We start from the raw sequence: 15,878 nt of genomic DNA, 5'->3' as shown, positions 1-15,878 counted from the left end.
GGCGTGACCGCACGCATCCTGCAAAACCCCTGGCGCATCCTGCTCGCGGTCAACGCAGCGATCATCGTCGGCGTCTTCGTTCACAAGATCCAGCTGCCGCCTTACGTCCCCTACATCCACCTCCTCGTCGACTATCATTTCGGCTTCATCAAGCGCGCGCTGATCGGGGCGATCGTCGCGCTGTTCACCAACAAGGTGCCGCTGTGGCTGGTATTCGCGCTCGGCGGCGCGACATGGCTGGTGACGCTGGGGCTTTACGCGAGACTGTTCCAGAAGACTTTCGGCTTCACCACGAAGACATTGCCGCTGTTCGTCTTCATCGCGGGTTCGCCGTTCTTTCTCAAGAACTTCATGCACACGCTCGGCCATTTCGACATCTATGGCTGCGCGCTGGCGATCGTCCTGCTGCTGCTGCCGGCAGGATCGCTGCTGTTCGTTGCAACGGCTGCGCTGTTCTCGATCGTTCTCGTCCTGATTCACCACATCCATCTCTTGATGTATGTGCCGACCATCATCACTATCGTCGTGATCAGGCATTATCTGACGCAAGGCTGCGATCGCACCAATGTCGCGTTCGGCATCATCGCCCTGCTTGCCGTCTCCGCGCTGTTCTTCGCCGCGCAATTTTGGGGAACGATGCCGATCCCGGAGGCGGATTTCGTTGCCTACCTGAAGAGCCGGATGGCCGATCCGTCGCGGGCCGATCTGCTGCAATTCGCCTACATCTGGTACCAGCCGCTGGCGAAGGAGATTTCCGACACCTGGGGCCGCCTGCCGCACAACGTCCTCGGCCTGCCGGTGTTCGCGCTGCTGATCTGGCTGCACACGCCGCTGTGGCGCTATTTTGCGAATCTGATCGGCGCGCTCGCCAACAACACGCATCGTCGTCTCGTGGTCGCCGCGCTCGCCGGCGTCAGCCTCGCCTGTCTCGTGATGTTCGCCATGGTGTTCGACTATTCGCGCTGGATCTCGAACTGGGCGGTCTGCATGTTCCTGATCCTGCACGCGGTGAAGATGCTGCCCGCAGTTCGCGAGACGCCGCTGATTCCGGCGGAAGATCAGAAGACAAATATCTTCGGTCTGATCCTCACGCTGATCCCGCGCGTCGGAATCGTGCGGCCGTTCTAATATCTCGCCCGCCTGATCCGCACGTAAAGCGCGCCCTCGCCGCCATGGCCGATACCGGCTTCTTCGAACCCCACGACGAACGCGCGGAATTCCGGCAGGCTCAGCCATTCCGGCACCTGACGGCGCAGCACGCCGCTTTCGCCGCCGCTGCGGCCTTTGCCGGTGATGACGAGCACGAAAGTCAGGCCGTCATGATGGGCGCGGTGCAGGAAGCCGCTCAGAGCGCGATGGGCCCGCATCTGGGTCATGCCGTGCAGATCGAGGCGCGCCTCGATCTCGCTGCGCCCGCGCGACAGCTTTGTGCGCTCGCGCTTGCCGAGCGGCGCCAGCGGCGGCACCGCCGGCTTCGCCGCACGCGGTGCCGGGGCAGCGGCAATCGGACGTGGCGATGGCGCAAGCCGCGTGGCGGGCGCTGCGGGGGAAGGCTCGGCGCGCGGTGAAGCCTGTGCCTTGGCGACACGAGGCTTCCTGAGCGGCTTGACCTGCTTTGCGATCGTATCCCACAGCGCGCGCTCTTCCTCGCTCAGCGCGCGACGGCGCGGCGAGGGACGAGGCTCCAGCACGGGCGGACGGGACGATCGCTTCATTGCTGCCGATGGGAACGACTTTTCACCGGCCGCCGCGGCTCCTGAACTGGCTCGATCACGGGACGCGGCACCGGCAGCGGGACTGGACCGGCGACAGCGACCGTCTCGCTCTTACTTTGCGCCACGGCTGCCGCCGGCTTGTCCTTCGCAGGATCGGTTTGCGGAAACAGTTTTGCAATTTTCTCCGAGGGCCGCGGGTCCGGCACAGGCAGCCGCGCGCCGCGCGCTGTGGGATCGAGGCCCTTCGGCACCAGCATCACGAAATGCATGGCATGGCGCAGCCGCCCGGAGACGCGGCCGGCCTCCTGACCCGCGCCGAAATAGAGATCGGCGCGCGCCGGACCGATGATGGCCGAGCCGGTGTCCTGCGCGATCATCAACCGATGGAACGGCGTCTTCGCGCGTTCGGAATCGATCGGGAGCTCGCCTTCGATGAAAAACGGGGTGCCGTAGACGTGGAGCGACTTGTCGACCGCGATCGAACGTCCGGCCGTCAGCGGAATGCCCTGCGCGCCGACCGCCTCTTCCTTGTCGGACAGATTGACCTCGCGGAAGAAGATGTAGGAGCGGTTCTGGCGGCGCAGCTCCCTGGCGCCGTCAGGGGTCTGCGCCATCCACTCCCTGATCTTCTGCATCGACATCTCTTCCTTCGGAATGATGCCGCGCTCGATCAGGATGCGACCGACCGCCGTGTAGGGATAGCCGTTATAGGCGTCGTAGTTGAGCCGGACCGTGCCGCCGTCGTCGAACTTGATCCGCGCTGAGCCCTGGATCTGGGCGAACAGCAGATCGGTCGGGTCCTTCAGCCAGGCAATCTCGAGTCCGCGGCCGGCGATCTTGCCGTCCTCGATCTCGGCGCGGTCATAATAGGGTACGAGCTTGCGGCGGCCGATCTTGCGATAGACCGGGCCCTTGTTGGGCAGGCTGACCGAATCCTGCTTGTAGCCGCGCACGAACAGGTTCGAGGGGCGGCGATAGACCGGGACGTTGTAGACCTCGGTCTGCGTGCGCGATCCCTCCAGCACCGGCTCGTAATAGCCGGTGACGAAACCGTCGGGCTCGCCGAGGCGCGAGATCCGCAGCGGTGCAAAATTCTCTTCGAAGAAGGTTTTGGCTTTGGCGTCGTCGGCAAGCTCGAGCGACTTGGCGATCCGGCAGGGTTCGCCCAGCGAGGCGCCCAAAGCCTTGGGTTCGGGAGCGCCGGTCTGCGCGCTGATCGGACGGCAGCTCGCGCGAAACGTCTTGTAGGCAGCGAGATGATTGTCATCGCTCCAACCCTTCACGTCGGCCCAGGCCAGCGGCAGATATTGCGCGCCGGGAATTTCGAACGGCAGGGGAAGCTGCGGATACGGCAAGGCGCGCGGCGGCGCGGCAGGCAATTCCGGGAGATGATGGTGATGGCTGCGATAGTGGCGCCGCGCCGCCTCGGCGCCGAGTGAAAACGACGACAGCGCGACGGCACCTGCGCAAAGCGCCGTCGCGCTGGTCTTCAGGAAAACCTTAATTCGCGCTTCCGGTGCCAACCAGCTTCCAGTTCGGATCGCGAGAGGTGATGTCGCGGGCGAAAGTCCAGATGTCGGTGATGTCGGCGACCGTGTCGGCGCTGCCGTCGACGATGTTGCCGGCCTTGTCTCGGGTGGCCGAGATCATCTGCGAGACGAAGCGGATCGTGAGCTGGGCGGTGCGGTCGCGCAGCTCGGCGCCGACGAGCTCGGCCTTGTCGATCGAGACAAAGCGCGTCTCGGTCTTCTGCTCGTTCTTCTCGCGCTCCTTGATCGCGGCGTCGAAGCTTTCATAGACCTCCGACGACAGCAGGTCGCGCAGCGCGCGGCGGTCGCCATTGGCAAAGGCCAGCACGATCATCTCATAGGCGCCGCGGGCGCCGGAGATGAAATGGCGCGGATCGAAGGTGGAATCCTTTTCGACGATGGAGTCGAGACCCTGGGCGAGCACGGTGCCCGGCTCGGTCAGGCCCTTCCAGCGGTCGGAGGGCGGGGTCGGTTCGGCTGTCGGCGCCAAGGGGGCCTGGTCGATGACCTTGCCCGGCATGGTGACGACGTTCTTGTCCTGGGCACCCTGGAGCGCGTTGCGGTCGAACGGCGGCCGCTCGTTGCCGGTGCGCTGCCCCAGCACGCTACGCAGCCTCAAAAAGATGAAGACCGCCAGCGCCAGGAAGATGATGGTGTAGATGTCCACGTCGTATTCGCTTTCTGGTCGTCTGTAGAAGGGGCCGTCTCGAAAGGATCGTGCCGGGAAAATCGATCCGGCCAGTAGACCGTTCCATACCGGAACGGCAAGTCTACATCACCATTTCGGGTCCGCGCGTCCGGTCCGTGGGATGTAGGCACGAAATCTTGCCCGGCCAATGGCGCCTTTTGGCACAGCACCGAGTGTAGCGCGTTTTATGCTTAAGGGGAAACCCGATCCTGCCGGGAAATCGCGCATCTTCAATCGTTTAAGGCGCGGTTTCGCTGGATCGGCGGGATGGACGCCACAGTTGTGGGCGTGGCCGGAATTCCCCATCCGGGACCGTTCGTCCTTGTGGAACGAGGTAGCCCTATGTTAGCCAACCGCCGCGAAATTCAGCCCAATCGGGTAAGGAGACACTCTTATGACCAACGGTAACGGCACCCCTCCCGAGGCGGCCCAGGCTCCCCAGCTCAACGTCCTGGCGCAATATACCAAGGACCTCTCCTTCGAAAATCCGAATGCGCCCAGCTCGCTCCAGCAGCAGAGCCAGCCACCCCAGATCAACATCCAGATCAATGTCAGCGCCAACAACCTCAGCGAACAGGAGTTCGAGGTGACGTTGTCGGTCGAGGGCAAGGCCGAGACCGCCGGCAAGATCATGTTCTCGTTCGAGCTCGCTTATGCCGGCGTGTTCCGCATCTCCAACGTGCCGAAGGACAATTTGCATCCGCTGGTCATGATCGAATGCCCGCGCCTGCTGTTCCCGTTCGCCCGTGAGATCATCGCCACTGCCGTGCGCGACGGCGGGTTCCCGCCTTTGATGCTGGATCCGGTCGACTTCGTCGGCCTCTATCGTCAGAACATGGAGCGGCAAATGGCCGCTCAGCCGAGCGGCCAGGCTTAACCAGCCGAAGCGACCGCTGGAGCGGGCAAGAACTCGTTCCAGATCGCCTTGTCGCCGAGCGTTGCGATGAAGGCCCGGTGGGCCTCGCGCTCGGCGTCTGAAATCCGCGGTGGAAGCGGCGCCGGCCGCTGCCGCCGTGGCGCATCGGCAGCCCCATTGGCGCGAGTTTCCTCGGATTCGGAAGCCAGCAGCAGCTGCGATTGCCGCGCCCCGACCAGATCCACATAGACTTCCGCGAGCAACTCGGCGTCGAGCAAGGCGCCGTGCTTGGTGCGGCGTGAATTGTCGATCGCATAGCGCGAGCAGAGATCGTCGAGCCGGTTCGACACGCCGGGATGCTTGCGCCGTGCCAGCAGCAGCGTATCGACCAGCCGCTCACGCGGGATACCCGGGCGCTTGATCCGGTCGAGCTCGGCATTGATGAAGCTGATGTCGAACGAGGCATTGTGGATCACCAGCGGCGCGTCGCCGATGAACTCCAGAAAATCGTCGACGACCTCGTGAAACAGCTGCTTCGTCGCCAGAAACTCGGCCGACAGCCCGTGCACCGCAAAAGCTTCTGCCGGCATGTCCCTTTCGGGATTGATGTAGACGTGGAAACTCTGCCCCGTCGGCATGCGATTGAGCATCTCGACGCAACCGATTTCGACCAGGCGGTCTCCCCGCAGCGGATCGAGGCCGGTGGTTTCGGTGTCGAGAACGATTTCGCGCATAGTCCAGCAAGCCGTGTAAGGCGGCGAATCAGGCTCGCCGCTGCGGCATCTTAACGACCTCGGCCAGGATGTGCGCGATTTGGGCGCGCACCGGCTCGAGTCCATGCGACGTATCCACCACGAAATCGGCACGCTTGCGCTTTTCCGCGTCGGGTGTCTGCTTGGCGATGATGGCGTCGAGCTTGGCCTCGTCCATCGTGCCGCGCGCCAGCACCCGCTCGCGCTGCAGTTCCGGAGACGTGGTCACGACGACCACGGCATCGACCCGCGTCTCGCCGCCCGTCTCGAACAGCAGTGGAATGTCCAGCACCACCACCGGCGCGTTGGCGGCGTCGGCGTCGGCGAAGAATTTCTTCCGGGAAGCGCCGAGCATCGGATGGACGATCTGCTCCAGCTGCTTGATGGCGGCAGGATCGTGCACCACACGCGCCGAGAGTTTTGGCCGATCGACCTTGCCGTTCGCGGTGGTGCCGGGGAAGGCCGCCTCGATCGCGGGCGCAGCCTCACCCTCATAGAGCTGATGGACGGCCGCATCGGCATCGTAGACGGGGACGCCAGCCTCCGCGAATAATTTCGCGGTGGTGGATTTGCCCATCCCGATCGAGCCGGTCAGTCCCAGGATCCGCATCAGCGCCCAGCCATCTCTGCCATTCACACCGCAACTAGCCGCTCGCGCCGCAGGAACGCAAGCAGCGGCAGCAGCGGCAAGCCGAGAATGGTGAAGTGGTCGCCCTCGATACGCTCGAACAAATGGATACCCAGGCTTTCGAGCTGGTAGCCGCCGACGCTGGTGGTGACGGCATCGCCGGCGATGTCGAGATAGGCCGAAAGCTCGGCCTCGGTCATCTGCCGCATGGTGAGGCGGGCAACCGAGACGTCCTCGAAGATGATCTCACCGTCACGTGCTACCGCCACGGCGGAATTCAGCTCATGGCTATGGCCGGAGAGATCGCGCAGTTGCGCCAACGCCTGGGCGCGGCCCGCAGGCTTGTTGAAGAGGCGATCGCCAAGCGCCAGCGTTTGATCCGCACCGATGACGGTGCTTCCGCCGTGATGGGCCGACACTGCCTTGGCCTTTTCGCGCGCCAGCAGCAGGGCAATCTCGCGCGGATCAGAAAGCCCGGAGCCGGTCTGGATCCCGCGCTCGTCGATATCAGCCGTGATCGCCTTGAAGTCGAGCCCGGCATTCGCCAGCAGCATCTTTCGCGCGCTGCTCTGCGAGGCCAGGATCAACGAAGATTTGCCGAGCCACAGACCCATCGCGAAACTATCCCAAAACTATTCAGAAGGCCGGTTACGCTGGCGATCGCTGTAGAGTTTCATGATCGCCGCGGCAGTTTCCTCGATCGAGCGCCGCGTGACGTCGAGCAGCGGCCAATCGTGCTTGGCGCTCAGCTTGCGGGCAAATGCGACCTCCTCGGCGACCGACTGCTTGTCGGTATAGGTGTCGCTGCTGGAATCGGCGCCCATGGAGAGCAGGCGGTTCGTGCGTACCTGGATCAAGCGTTCCGGCGTCGCATGCAAGCTCACCACCAGCGGTCGCGTCAGCGTTTCCAACTGCGACGGCACCGGAATTCCTGGAACCAGCGGCACGTTGGCAGTGCGGATGCCACGGTTGGCAAGGTAGATCGACGTCGGGGTCTTGGAGGTGCGGGAGACACCGACGAGCACCACGTCCGCGTCGTCGAGACCTTCGACATGCTGGCCGTCATCATGGATCATCGTGTAGTTCAGCGCGTCGATGCGCTTGAAGTATTCGGCGTTGAGCACGTGCTGGGCGCCGACCCGGCCGGTCGTGGCAGCTCCGAGATAGGCCTCGAACAACTGCATGACCGGGCCGATGATCGACAAGCTCGGAACATTGATCCCCTTGCACTTGTCCTCGAGCCTGGAGACCAGATCCTTTTCGAGCAGCGTGAACAATACGATTCCCGGTGCTTCCTCGATCTCGTCGAGCACGCGATCGAGCTGTTTCTGGCTGCGCACCAGCGGATAGACGTGCTCGACCGGCGTGACGTTGGCGTACTGGGCGGCAACGGCGCGAGCGACCGTAATCAGCGTCTCACCGGTGGAGTCGGAGACGAGGTGCAGATGGAAATAATTGTTCGAGGTCGGCACAAAAGCCCTTTGTATGAAGTCGGTGTGGTTTGTGGATTTCTGTGGACCTTAACCGCTCGGAAAGGGATGCGCGACACCGGGGGCGGGACAAGTGCCGATTTTCTTCACACCACTGCCCCTGAGAACAAGTTCGACGCCCCGTCTAAAGGGAAACGGGATTGCGTCGATAACCCTCTTGATAAGCTGGCGACAGAAACGCGCAAGCCTTTGAAGCTGACCGACTTATCGAAAGCGGCCAGAGCGATCAGGGATATGTTGATGGATGTGAACAAGCGCGTGTGAACGGGCGGACGGAAATGTGTGAGTCCAATTCACCGTCACATAGACTCAAACCTTAAGAATCTAAGATTCTTATTGGAGAAGGGCGCTACGGACGGATATGTGTGCAGGTAAGACCTTAACGACTCCTTACTATCCCCAGCGTTCCCTTCGGCTGGGGAGGAATCCGGACCCCAGACATGTTTGAAGACGTCTACCTCTGGATCAAGGCGCTGCATGTGATCGCCGTCATCTCCTGGATGGCCGGCATGCTCTATCTGCCGCGGCTGTTCGTTTATCATTGCGAGGCCGAAATCGGCTCGAAGCAGTCGGAAACGTTCAAGGTCATGGAACGGCGGCTGTTCAAGGCGATCATCAACCCCGCCATGATCGTGACCTGGCTCGCCGGGCTCTATCTCGCCTGGGCCGGACACTGGTTCACTTTCGGCTGGCTGCACGTAAAACTGGCACTGGTCCTCGCGATGTCCGCGGTCCACGGCTTTTTTTCGCGCTGGCTGAAGGATTTCGCGGCGGACCGACGCCCCCGGAGTCAGAAATTCTATCGGATTATCAACGAAGTACCGACTGCCTTGATGATTCTGATCGTCATCATGGTGATCGTGAAGCCGTTCTAGGCAGGGTCGTGAACAATCGCTCAGTGCTTCTGCTTGCGGAGTGTGAGGCGATTTTCTATATTAGCAATATCCCACCCAACGCAGGCGGATGTGGTTGTGTCTGAGCTTTCCAGAGGCCGGACACCCCATCAGGTTTGAAGCCTCACCGGCACTCTCCTTGCCAGACCTGCGGACCTTGCCTTTTCGCGTCCGCATTTCAGAGCCTCCTCGCACCCCCTCCCCAGGTTACCCCACAGGACCACCCCAATGCGGGAAATCAAACTCCAGGACCTCAAGTCGAAGACGCCGGCCGAGCTCGTCTCGTTCGCGGAAGAGAACGGGGTCGAGAATGCCAGCACCATGCGCAAGCAGGAGCTGCTGTTCGCCATCCTCAAGCAGCTTGCGCTCGCTGAGACCGACATCGTCGGCGAAGGCGTCGTCGAGGTTCTCTCCGACGGCTTCGGCTTCCTCCGCTCGCCCGATGCGAATTATCTGCCGGGACCGGACGACATTTACGTTTCGCCCTCGCAGATCCGCCGTTTTGGCCTGCGCACCGGTGACACCATCGAAGGCCACATCCGCAGCCCGAAAGAGGGCGAGCGCTATTTCGCGTTGCTGAAGGTCAACACGCTCAATTTCGAGGATCCGGAAAAGGCCAAGCACAAGGTCAATTTCGACAACCTCACGCCGCTGTTTCCGAATCAGCGCTTCCGTATGGAAATCGACGACCCGACGCGGAAAGACCTGTCTGCAAGGGTGATCGACATCGTCGCGCCGATCGGCAAGGGCCAGCGCGCGCTGATCGTCGCGCCGCCGCGCACGGGCAAGACCGTGCTGATGCAGAACATCGCGCATTCGATCGCGCACAATCATCCCGAGTGCTATCTGATCGTGCTCCTGATCGACGAACGTCCGGAAGAAGTCACGGACATGCAGCGCTCGGTGAAGGGCGAGGTGGTGTCCTCGACCTTCGACGAGCCGGCGGTGCGCCACGTCCAGGTCGCCGAGATGGTGATCGAGAAGGCCAAGCGTCTGGTTGAACATGGCCGCGACGTCGTGATCCTGCTGGACTCCATCACGCGCCTCGGCCGCGCCTACAACACGGTGGTGCCGTCATCGGGCAAGGTGCTGACCGGCGGTGTCGATGCCAACGCGCTGCAGCGGCCGAAGCGGTTCTTCGGCGCCGCCCGCAACATCGAAGAGGGCGGCTCGCTGACGATCATCGCGACCGCGCTGGTCGATACCGGCAGCCGCATGGACGAAGTCATCTTCGAAGAGTTCAAGGGCACCGGTAACTCCGAGCTGATCCTCGACCGCAAGGTTTCAGACAAGCGGACCTTCCCGGCGATCGACATTTCGCGCTCCGGCACCCGCAAGGAAGAGCTGATCACCGATCCGGTGGTCCTGAAGAAGATGTACGTGCTTCGCCGCATCCTGAACCCGATGGGGACGATGGACGGAATCGACTTCCTGCTCGACAAGCTGCGCTCGACCAAGAGCAATTCCGAGTTCTTCGACTCGATGAACACCTGATTGCAGTGCAACATGATCAAAGGGCGCCTCCGGGCGCCCTTTTTTCGTTGTGCGGCTTTGCTGCAGCGAAGGTGCAACACGGCGGGGTTTTCGTCGCTTGGACTACATGTCGTCTAACATATTGATATAGTTGTTGAATGATTTGATAGAGGAGCGCTGCTCATTCCGTTGGGAGTGGCTTTTGCAGCAGACGCTCGCGAATTGATGCATCGCAACATAGGTTTTGCTGCAGGAATTGGTGCAGCAAAATCGCGCGATTTGTCGGCCAAAACGGACGTTTGCCTTTTTCCTGTCAGCCGGACAAATAGGCCATGCATCCGCGAGACCACACGATCTTTGCACTGTCGTCCGGCCGTCCGCCAAGCGCGCTTGCGGTGGTGCGCGTCTCCGGGCCATGCGCCAGCCTGGCGCTGACGACGCTGGCGGGCAAGCTGCCGGCGCCGAGACAGGCCAGCCGCCGGCTGCTTCATGACGGCGCGGGCCGGCCGATCGACGATTCGGTGGTGTTGTGGTTTCCAGGCCCCGCCAGCGCGACTGGCGAGGACGTCGCCGAATTTCACGTCCATGGTGGTCGCGCGGTGCTGGCCGCACTCCTCACCGCTATGTCCGCCATTCCGAATATGCGGGCCGCCGAGCCCGGCGAATTCACCCGGCGCGCCTTCGAGAACGGCAAGCTCGATCTGACCGAGGCGGAGGGCCTCGACGATCTCATTCATGCCGACACCGACCGCCAGCGCCGCCAGGCGTTAAGGCAGTTGCAGGGCCTCCTCGGCAATCGCGCGCGCGACTGGCGCGAGCGCATCATCGAGGCTTCGGCTCTGATCGAGGCCGGCATCGATTTCTCCGACGAGGGCGATGTACCCGCCGAGTTGATGGCGCCTGCCGTGAAGGCGATCAGTGCGCTGCACGACGAAATCGCAGAAGTCCTTGCGGCACAGGGACAAGCTGAACGTTTGCGCGACGGCTTGGTGGTCGCGATCGCCGGCGAGCCGAATGTCGGCAAGTCGACGCTCATCAACCAGCTCGCGCGCCGCGACGTCGCGATCGTCTCGCCGCATGCCGGCACGACACGCGATGTGATCGAGGTGCAGCTCGATCTCGATGGCTACCCCGTCACGGTGATCGACACCGCCGGCATTCGCGAGACTGACGATCCGGTCGAGCAGGAGGGTGTACGCCGGGCGCGAGCGCGAGCCGAAGACGCCGACCTCGTATTGTGGCTGGTGGAGGCTGGGCGCGCCGTCGACCAAGCCGCGATGCCGCTGCTGGGGAAGTCTGGCAACGCAAGCAGTCCCTCCGGCGGCTCGGTCTGGATCGTGCGCAACAAGATCGATCTCGGCGGGGTCGAGGACGTCGGCCTGCGCGGTGAATTCGGAATTGCGGCGAGCCGGGGGGACGGCATTCCCGAGCTGGTCGATGCCCTGGTGAAATTCGCCGCCGAGTTTTTCGGAACAACCGAGGGCGCGTTGGTAACCCGGGCCCGGCAGCGGGATTTGCTGCGCCGGGCGTCGGACAGCTTGCGCCGGAGCCTAGAGCTTGTAGAAGACGGCGAGGAGCTTGCCGCCGAAGAGCTGCGCGCCGCCGCCTATGCCTTGGGCCGGCTGCTGGGTCGGGTGGATGTCGAGGACGTCCTTGGGGCCATTTTCCAGAAATTCTGTGTTGGAAAGTAGAACTAGTTCTTCATTGTAGAACTAGCCTTTTGTTCCAATTCTCGTTTCACGTGAAACGCAGCCGGCGCTGTTCCAAGATGTTTCACGTGAAACATTGAGGTTCACTCGTTCGCCTGCGGGAGTGACTGCTCTGCGTGAGATGGCGCCTTAAGGAGCGGGTGTGCGGAAGGGGCGCAATGTCGATAGTACGGCTCTGCCGGGGCCTTTCCAATCGTCCCCCTCGCGCGTTGCGACCTACGGACCACGCTTTTCCCTTCATAATCCCCATTTTCCTCTCACTGAAAATGGTAATCTTTCCAACGGCCATTCTACTGTGCATGGGGTTGTTTTCGCAGAAAACACTTGGGCCTCTGCTTTGCCCCGTTTCACGTGAAACAACCGCCCCCTCCAGTTTCCACTTCCGGCTTCCCTGCCTGTGAGTTAGAAGTCCGCCCATGCGAACAGAGCGAGAGAGCTTCGACGTCATCGTGATTGGCGGCGGCCACGCCGGCTGTGAGGCTGCTTCTGCCTCCGCCCGGATGGGTGCGGCGACCGCTTTGGTGACGCACCGTTTCTCCACGGTCGGCGCGATGTCCTGCAATCCCGCCATTGGCGGCCTCGGCAAGGGTCATCTGGTTCGCGAGGTCGACGCGCTCGATGGTCTGATGGGCCGGGTCGGCGACGCCGGCGGCATCCAGTTTCGCGTCCTCAATCGCCGTAAGGGCCCGGCGGTGCGTGGGCCGCGCGCCCAGGCCGACCGGAAGCTCTATGCCGCCGCGATGCAGGCGGCGATCCGGGAGACCGAGGGCCTTTCCGTCGTCGAAGGCGAGGCCGACGAGCTGATCGGGGTCGAGGGACGGGTGATCGGCCTGCGCCTGGCAGATGGCCGCGAACTCCGGGCAGGGGCTGTCGTCGTCACCACCGGCACCTTCCTCCGCGGTCTGATCCATCTGGGCGAGAAGAACTGGCCGGCCGGCAGGGTTGGCGAGGCGCCTGCGATGGGCCTTTCGACCTCGTTCGAGCGCGCCGGGTTCACCCTCGGACGGCTCAAGACAGGGACCCCGCCGCGTCTGGACGGCACGACGATCGATTGGTCGGCGGTCGAAATGCAGCCGGGGGACGAGCCTCCGGAGCCGTTTTCGGTGATGACCGAGCGGATCACGACGCCGCAGATCCAGTGCGGGATCACCCGGACCAATTCCGCCACCCACGACGTGATCCGGGCCAATGTCCATCGCTCTCCGATGTACTCCGGCCAGATCAAGAGCTCCGGACCGCGCTATTGCCCCTCGATCGAGGACAAGATCGTTCGCTTCGGCGATCGCGACGGTCACCAGATCTTCCTGGAGCCGGAAGGGCTCGACGACAGCACGGTCTATCCCAACGGCATCTCGACTTCGCTGCCGGAGGAGGTCCAGCTCGCCATCCTCGCAACCATTCCGGGCCTGGAGCGGGTGAAGATGGTCCGGCCGGGCTATGCCATCGAATACGACCACGTCGATCCACGGGAGCTCGATCCGACCCTCCAGACCAAGCGTCTGCGCGGCTTGTTCCTGGCCGGGCAGATCAACGGCACGACCGGATACGAGGAAGCCGCCGGCCAGGGCATCGTGGCCGGGCTGAACGCGGCGTTGGCGGCGAGCGGCGCCGCGCTGACGGTGTTCGACCGGGCAGACGGCTATCTCGGCGTCATGATCGACGATCTCGTCACCCGCGGCATCAGCGAACCCTATCGGATGTTCACCTCGCGGGCCGAATACCGGCTGACGCTGAGGGCCGACAATGCCGATCAGCGTTTGACCGAGAAGGGCATCGCCTTGGGATGCGTCGGGAGCGGCCGGACCGCGCATCATCGCGCCAAGATGGACGCCCTGAATGCGGCTCGAGCACTATCGAAGTCGCTGACGATCACCCCGAGCGAGGCCATCAAGCATGGTTTGTCCCTGAACCGGGACGGCCAGCGGCGGTCGGCCTTCGAGCTGATGGCCTATCCCGACATCGGCTGGAGCCAGGTCCGTGCGATCTGGCCGGAGCTCGCGGCCATTGATCCCGTCATTGCCACCCATCTCGAGATCGACGCGAAGTACGATGTTTATCTGGAGCGCCAGAGTGCCGATGTGGAAGCCTTCAGGCGAGACGAGGGGATGGTGCTGTCCGACGTCGATTACCAGCAGGTCCCCGGTCTCTCCAATGAGGTCAGGGCCAAGCTGGAGAAGGCGCGGCCGTTCACCGTTGGCCAAGCCGGTCGAATCGACGGCATGACGCCGGCGGCCCTCGGTATCCTTGCGGCCTATCTTCGCCGCGAAGCGCGGAAGACTTCCAAAGCAATCGCATAGGTTTCACGTGAAACAGCGCGGGCCGGGCGGCGGCAGATCGTCATCAGGAAAACCCTCGGCGGATGAGGGTCCCGGTCGTCGCTCCGACCCGGCGCCGACCCGGCCGAAGATCGACAAGGCCAGCGCCAACGATCGATCCTTGGACGCCGTCATCGCGGCCGACAAGGTTGCGGCGCTCAAGCTCGCGCCCGTTTCACATGAAACCGAGGCCCGGCTCGATCGCTACATCGCACTGCTCCGGGAGTGGCAGGCCAAGACCAACCTGGTCGCGCCCTCGACATTGCCGCATCTCTGGACCCGGCACATCGCCGATTCGCTTCAGCTCGTCGCTCTCGCCCCGTCCGCCCAACGCTGGGCCGACCTCGGCAGCGGCGGCGGCTTTCCGGGAATCGTCCTGGCCTGCGCCATGGCGGGGACCGTCGGGGCGAGCGTCCATCTGGTCGAGCGAATCGCCAAGAAGGCGGCCTTCCTCCGCGAAGCCATTCGCGTCACGACATCTCCGGGAGTCGTACATCTCGCTGAGATCGGGGATAATGTGGATAGAATCACCGGCCCTGTCGATTGCGTCACCGCGCGTGCGCTGGCTCCGCTACATCAACTTATCGGCTTTGCGGAGCCGCTGATGCGCCAGGGCGCAAAAGCGTTGTTTCTCAAGGGTCAAGATGTAGAGTCTGAATTGACCGAAGCCACTAAATATTGGAATATTCAGCCGCAGCTTCACCAAAGCCGGACAGGCGACGGTTGGATCGTCGAGCTGGCTTCCGTCGAACGGCGCGGGTGAGGCGTCAGGGGCCGAGTGGGGAATTTGCGATGAGCGTGATTGACGAGCCGCAGCAAGAACAGACCGCCGCCGTCCCGCAGGGCCATCCGCGCATCCTGGCGCTGGCGAATCAGAAGGGTGGCGTGGGAAAAACAACCACCGCGATCAATCTCGGGACGGCGCTCGCTGCGATCGGCGAACGTGTCCTGATCGTCGATCTCGATCCGCAGGGCAACGCCTCGACCGGCCTCGGCATCGATCGCCGCAATCGCTCCTGCTCGACCTATGACGTTCTTGTCGGGGAGGCGAGCCTGCGGGAAGCGGTGGTCTCGACGGCTGTGCCGCGGCTGCATATCGCGCCCTCGACCATGGATCTCTCCGGCCTCGAGCTCGAGCTCGGCACCACGCCCGGTCGTGCGTACAAGCTCCGTGACGCGATCAGCGCGCTCAACAACAACGTCTCTCCCGACGCCGATTACACCTACGTGCTGATCGACTGTCCGCCCTCGCTCAACTTGATCACCGTGAACGCGATGGCGGCTTCCGACGCGATCCTGGTGCCGCTCCAGTGCGAGTTCTTCGCGCTCGAAGGTTTGTCGCAATTGCTGCAGACGGTGGAGCAGGTGCGCTCGACGCTCAATCCGAACCTGTCGATCCACGGCATCGTGCTGACCATGTTCGACTCGCGCAACAATCTCTCGAACCAGGTCGTTGCCGACGTCCGGCAGTTCATGGGCGAGAAGGTCTACAAGACCATGATTCCGCGCAACGTGCGCATCTCGGAGGCGCCGTCCTACGGCAAGCCGGTGCTGGTCTACGATCTCAAATGCGTCGGAAGCGAAGCTTATCTGCGGCTCGCCACCGAAGTAATCCAGCGCGAGCGCGAGCTGCGGACGACACATTGATGTTGCCGTAGGGTGGGTTAGCCGAAGGCGTAACCCACCACTGTCGATCTCCGCGGAAACAGAAGAGGTGGGTTACGCCGAGCAGATACGCTTCGCGCATCTGCAGGGCTAACCCACCCTACGATTCGAAATTCAGTTCTGGAGTGCTGCAGCGTGAATCCAAGGGAGCTGGCGATGGCCGAC

Annotated in this window: 16 protein-coding genes; 9 read left to right on the top strand and 7 right to left on the bottom strand. The window is 63.0% G+C overall.

Features of this window, described 5'->3' with window-relative positions:
• Positions 1-3 precede the first annotated feature (3 nt).
• On the top strand, positions 4-1,128 hold the full coding sequence (locus tag AC0L3P_RS34480; RefSeq protein WP_473308703.1) for a hypothetical protein: 1,125 nt from the start codon (positions 4-6) through the stop codon (positions 1,126-1,128).
• On the opposite strand, the gene AC0L3P_RS34475 is transcribed toward AC0L3P_RS34480, so the two are convergent.
• Genes AC0L3P_RS34475 through AC0L3P_RS34465 form a run of 3 tightly spaced genes read right to left on the bottom strand, consistent with a single transcriptional unit; the run spans position 1,125 to position 3,911 of the window.
• Positions 1,125-1,715 carry a Smr/MutS family protein gene (locus AC0L3P_RS34475; RefSeq protein WP_473308702.1) on the bottom strand — a complete coding sequence of 197 codons (591 nt, stop codon included), beginning with the start codon at positions 1,713-1,715 and terminating at the stop codon, positions 1,125-1,127. The two genes, AC0L3P_RS34480 and AC0L3P_RS34475, sit on opposite strands and share 4 nt — an antisense overlap.
• On the bottom strand, positions 1,712-3,238 hold the full coding sequence (gene mltA / locus AC0L3P_RS34470; protein ID WP_473308701.1) for a murein transglycosylase A: 1,527 nt from the start codon (positions 3,236-3,238) through the stop codon (positions 1,712-1,714). Before mltA ends, AC0L3P_RS34475 begins: the two co-directional genes overlap by 4 nt.
• Positions 3,216-3,911 (bottom strand): Tim44/TimA family putative adaptor protein, encoded by a 696-nt coding sequence (locus AC0L3P_RS34465; protein WP_027566245.1) that lies wholly within the window; start codon positions 3,909-3,911, stop codon positions 3,216-3,218. The genes mltA and AC0L3P_RS34465 overlap by 23 nt, the downstream gene beginning before the upstream one ends.
• A gap of 415 nt (positions 3,912-4,326) precedes the next feature.
• On the opposite strand from AC0L3P_RS34465, the gene secB reads away from it, so the two are divergent.
• Positions 4,327-4,809, top strand: coding sequence for a protein-export chaperone SecB (gene secB / locus AC0L3P_RS34460; protein ID WP_007598595.1), 483 nt, complete (start codon positions 4,327-4,329; stop codon positions 4,807-4,809).
• On the opposite strand, the gene dnaQ is transcribed toward secB, so the two are convergent.
• From dnaQ to AC0L3P_RS34440, 4 genes are read right to left on the bottom strand one after another with little or no spacing between them, the layout of a single operon-like run.
• Positions 4,806-5,522 (bottom strand): DNA polymerase III subunit epsilon, encoded by a 717-nt coding sequence (dnaQ, locus tag AC0L3P_RS34455; protein ID WP_354209771.1) that lies wholly within the window; start codon positions 5,520-5,522, stop codon positions 4,806-4,808. The genes secB and dnaQ overlap by 4 nt on opposite strands.
• A gap of 28 nt (positions 5,523-5,550) precedes the next feature.
• Positions 5,551-6,150, bottom strand: a complete 600-nt coding sequence (gene coaE / locus AC0L3P_RS34450; RefSeq protein ID WP_473308719.1) for a dephospho-CoA kinase — start codon at positions 6,148-6,150, stop codon at positions 5,551-5,553.
• A gap of 23 nt (positions 6,151-6,173) precedes the next feature.
• A complete protein-coding gene (locus tag AC0L3P_RS34445) occupies positions 6,174-6,782 on the bottom strand; it encodes a Maf family protein (protein ID WP_473308700.1) in 609 nt (202 codons plus the stop codon).
• An 18-nt stretch (positions 6,783-6,800) separates the two neighbouring features.
• Complete coding sequence (locus tag AC0L3P_RS34440) at positions 6,801-7,640, bottom strand: pyruvate, water dikinase regulatory protein (protein ID WP_018459640.1); 840 nt, start codon at positions 7,638-7,640, stop codon at positions 6,801-6,803.
• Between the two features lie 66 nt (positions 7,641-7,706).
• Here AC0L3P_RS34440 and AC0L3P_RS34435 point away from each other — a divergent pair, with 66 nt between their 5' ends.
• The 7 genes from AC0L3P_RS34435 to AC0L3P_RS34405 all read left to right on the top strand — a co-directional run bounded on the left by AC0L3P_RS34435 (position 7,707) and on the right by AC0L3P_RS34405 (position 15,695).
• Complete coding sequence (locus AC0L3P_RS34435; RefSeq protein ID WP_473308699.1) at positions 7,707-7,922, top strand: hypothetical protein; 216 nt, start codon at positions 7,707-7,709, stop codon at positions 7,920-7,922.
• Positions 7,923-8,098: 176 nt separating this feature from the next.
• Positions 8,099-8,533 carry a protoporphyrinogen oxidase HemJ gene (gene hemJ, locus AC0L3P_RS34430; RefSeq protein WP_027514824.1) on the top strand — a complete coding sequence of 145 codons (435 nt, stop codon included), beginning with the start codon at positions 8,099-8,101 and terminating at the stop codon, positions 8,531-8,533.
• A gap of 246 nt (positions 8,534-8,779) precedes the next feature.
• Positions 8,780-10,045 (top strand): transcription termination factor Rho, encoded by a 1,266-nt coding sequence (gene rho / locus AC0L3P_RS34425; protein WP_007598612.1) that lies wholly within the window; start codon positions 8,780-8,782, stop codon positions 10,043-10,045.
• Positions 10,046-10,356: 311 nt separating this feature from the next.
• Positions 10,357-11,715 (top strand): tRNA uridine-5-carboxymethylaminomethyl(34) synthesis GTPase MnmE, encoded by a 1,359-nt coding sequence (gene mnmE / locus AC0L3P_RS34420; RefSeq protein WP_354064963.1) that lies wholly within the window; start codon positions 10,357-10,359, stop codon positions 11,713-11,715.
• A 434-nt stretch (positions 11,716-12,149) separates the two neighbouring features.
• Positions 12,150-14,030, top strand: a complete 1,881-nt coding sequence (mnmG, locus tag AC0L3P_RS34415; protein WP_473308698.1) for a tRNA uridine-5-carboxymethylaminomethyl(34) synthesis enzyme MnmG — start codon at positions 12,150-12,152, stop codon at positions 14,028-14,030.
• Positions 14,031-14,169: 139 nt separating this feature from the next.
• Positions 14,170-14,811 carry a 16S rRNA (guanine(527)-N(7))-methyltransferase RsmG gene (gene rsmG / locus AC0L3P_RS34410; RefSeq protein ID WP_275168989.1) on the top strand — a complete coding sequence of 214 codons (642 nt, stop codon included), beginning with the start codon at positions 14,170-14,172 and terminating at the stop codon, positions 14,809-14,811.
• Between the two features lie 29 nt (positions 14,812-14,840).
• On the top strand, positions 14,841-15,695 hold the full coding sequence (locus AC0L3P_RS34405) for a ParA family protein (RefSeq protein WP_007598621.1): 855 nt from the start codon (positions 14,841-14,843) through the stop codon (positions 15,693-15,695).
• Positions 15,696-15,878 lie beyond the last annotated feature (183 nt).

The organism is Bradyrhizobium sp. WSM4874 (assembly GCF_055811835.1).
The sequence above is the reverse complement of the archived record's forward strand: the minus strand, read 5'-3'. Positions and strand labels throughout refer to the sequence as shown.